The sequence below is a fragment of the Pseudomonas sp. Sample_16 genome (genome assembly GCF_004307665.1).
In the GTDB taxonomy this organism is placed as follows: Bacteria; Pseudomonadota; Gammaproteobacteria; order Pseudomonadales; family Pseudomonadaceae; genus Aquipseudomonas.
This window is the reverse complement of record NZ_RCOB01000004.1, coordinates 1-2,981: the sequence shown is the minus strand read 5'-3', so window position 1 is coordinate 2,981 and position 2,981 is coordinate 1. Positions and strand designations below refer to the sequence as shown.

Below are 2,981 nucleotides of genomic sequence, written 5' to 3'. Positions count from 1 at the left end.
GCCGCCGACCGCACCGCCACCCATGGCTGCCCGGTGTCGCTGGTCACCGGCGAAGAACTGCTGACCCTCAGCGACGGTTCTTTGGATGGGGTGCTGCCGTTCGAATTCACCCGTTTGTATCGCACCAGCGCGGTGGAGATCGACAGCGGCCTGGGCTTTGGCTGGAGCCATTCGCTGGGCCAGCGCCTGGAGATCGACGGCGACACGGTGGTGTGGGTTGATGCCGAAAACCGCCGCACGCCGTTTCCCTTGCCCAGCGCGGCCCGCCCGGCAATTCACAACAGCCTGTCGCGGGCGGCGATTTACCTCGGTGATGCGCCCGAAGAGCTGATCGTCGCCCTGGCCGGTGAAGCGGCGCGCTTTTATCACTTTGTCGGCGGGCGCCTGAGTGCGATCAGCGATGCCTATGGCAATCGTCTGACCGTGCAGCGCGACATTTCCCAGCGCATCCAGCGTCTGGATAACGGCGCCGGACGTGGCTTGCTGCTGCGTTATGAGCGTCGCCATTTGATCGCCGTCGACTACCAGCGTTTTGATTGTTCGGGCGATCAGCCGCCGGTCTGGCGCACCGAGCAGACGCTGGTCAGCTACCGCTATGACGCCCGCGGGCGCTTGATCGAGGCCCGCAACGCCGCCGGCGAAAGCGAGCGCTACGACTACGACGAACAGCACGTCATCCTGCAACGGCAGCTGGCCGGGGGTGCGAGTTTCTATTGGGAGTGGGAAAAGTCCGGCAAGGCCGCCCGTTGCATCCGCCACTGGGCCTCGTTTGCCCAGATGGACACGCGCTATGTTTGGGGCGACGACGGCAGCGTGTTGCTCCGGCACGCCGACGGCAGCGAGGAAACCTACGCCCACGACGACCGCGCGCGCCTGGTGCGGCGGGTCGCGGCCGACGGTGGCGAACAGCGCAAGGCCTATGACGCCCAGGGTCGTTTGATCGCCGAGCAGGACACCCTCGGTGCGGTCACTGAATACCGCTACGACGAGGTCGGGCGGCTGATCGCGCTGATTCCGCCGGAAGGCGAGCCGACGTCCTACGAGTACCGCAACGGTTTCCTGCATGCCCGTTATCGCGGCCAGGCCAAGTGGACCTATCAACGCAACGCCCAGGGCGATCTGACCTGCCTGATCGACCCCGACGGCCAGAGCACCTACCACGAGTACGACGCGCAGGGACGGCTGCTGACGATCCGGTATCCGGACCACAGCCGGCATGTGTTCGAGTGGAACGGCCTCGGCCAGTTGCTCGGCGAAACCTTGCCCAACGGTGCACGCCGGCAGTATGCCTACGATGCGCGGGGGCGCCGGACGACGGTTCAGGATGAATTCGGCGCCATTACGCGTTACCAGTGGGACGCCGTCGGCCGACTGCTGCAGACCACGTTTCCCACAGGCGCCAGCCGTCGTTACAGCTACAACGCCTACGGCCAGATCACCGCTGAAACCGATGAACTGGGGCGGGTCACCCGCTTTGAATACGCCGACGACCTGCACCTGGTCAGTCGGCGGATCAACCCCGACGGCAGCACGCTCAAGTACCGCTACGAGCACGCCCAGCTGCTGCTCACCGAGATCGAAAACGAAGTCGGCGACACCTATCGGCTGGACTACACGCCCACGGGCTTGATCCGTCAGGAAACCGGCTTCGACGGGCGCCGCACCGCCTACGCCTATGACCTCAACGGCCAGTTGCTGGAGAAAACCGAGTTCGGCGATGACGGCTCGCAGCTCATTACCGCTTACCAGCGTGACAGCGCCGGACGGCTGCTGGTCAAGACCCTGCCCGACGGGGCCAAGGTCGAGTACCGCTACGACGGATTGGGGCGGCTGGTCAGCGTCGACGACGGTCAGGACCATCCGCTGGAGTTCGCGTATGACGCCCACGACCGGCTGATCACCGAGCATCAGGGCTGGGGCACCCTGCGGTATGGCTATGACGCCTGCGGCCAGTTGCAGCACCTGCGCTTGCCGGACAACAGCCGCCTCACGTATCACCGCGCCCAAGGCGGGGCACTGACGGCGATCGACCTCAACGGCTCGCGGTTGACCACCCACCGCTTTGTCGGCGGCCGCGAACAGCAGCGCCAGCACGGTGTGCTGCACAGCGACTTTGCCTACGACGACCAGGGCCGCTTGCAGGCCCACGCCGTCAGCCAGCAGCAGCGTCCGCTGTACCGTCGCGAATACGCCTACAACGCCAACGGCAACCTCGCACAGGTCGCCGACACCCGCCACGGCCAGCGCGATTACCAGTACGACCCGCTCGACCGCCTGACCCACGTGCGCCACGCCCGCGGGCAGGACCCGGAACACTTCACTCACGACCCGGCCGGCAACCTGCTGATCCACGACCGCCCCGGCCCCTGGCACCTCAAGGGCAACCGCCTGCTGCGCCACGCCGACCGGCATTACCGCTACGACGCCTACGGCAACCTGATCGGCGAACGCCGCGGCCAGGACCTGCGCGAATACCGCTACGACAGCCAGCACCGCCTGATCGGCTTCACCGCCCCCGACGGTCGCGAAACGTCCTACCGCTACGACGCCTTCGGCCGACGCATCAGCAAGACCGTCGACGGCCAGACCACGGAATTTTTCTGGCAAGGCGATCAAGTGATCGCCGAAAGCAGCCCAAGCCACTACCGCAGCTACCTCTACGAACCGGGCAGCTTCCGCCCGCTGGCGATGCTCGACGGCCAAGGCCCGAAAAAAGCCTGCCCGTTCTACTACCAACTCGACCACCTCGGCACCCCGCAGGAACTCACCGACTACAGCGGCGAAATCGTCTGGTCCGCCCGCTACACCGCCTACGGCAAGATCAGCCAGCTCAGCCACAGCCACGGCGAACAGCTGGAGCAACCGCTGCGCTTCCAGGGCCAGTACTTCGACCCCGAAAGCGGCCTGCACTACAACCGCCACCGCTACTACCACCCCGACACCGGGCGCTACCTGACACCGGACCCGGTGAAGCTGGCCGG

Annotated in this window: 2 protein-coding genes and 2 pseudogenes; all 4 read left to right on the top strand. The window is 66.1% G+C overall.

Going from position 1 to position 2,981, the window contains the following annotated elements; translation table 11 throughout:
* Positions 1–33: 33 nt before the first annotated feature.
* Positions 34–1,284, top strand: a pseudogene (locus tag D8U69_RS29675) (DUF6531 domain-containing protein); the annotation flags it as partial.
* Positions 1,285–1,352: 68 nt separating this feature from the next.
* The gene (locus tag D8U69_RS29670; protein WP_241668506.1) at positions 1,353–1,445 is read left to right on the top strand and encodes a hypothetical protein; all 93 of its coding nucleotides are present in this window, start codon (positions 1,353–1,355) and stop codon (positions 1,443–1,445) included.
* Positions 1,408–2,537, top strand: a pseudogene (locus tag D8U69_RS29665) (hypothetical protein); the annotation flags it as partial. The gene D8U69_RS29670 and the pseudogene D8U69_RS29665, both read left to right, overlap by 38 nt.
* A gap of 151 nt (positions 2,538–2,688) precedes the next feature.
* The coding region (locus tag D8U69_RS29990) for an RHS repeat-associated core domain-containing protein (protein WP_347238257.1) at positions 2,689–2,981 on the top strand (293 nt) is incomplete at its 3' end.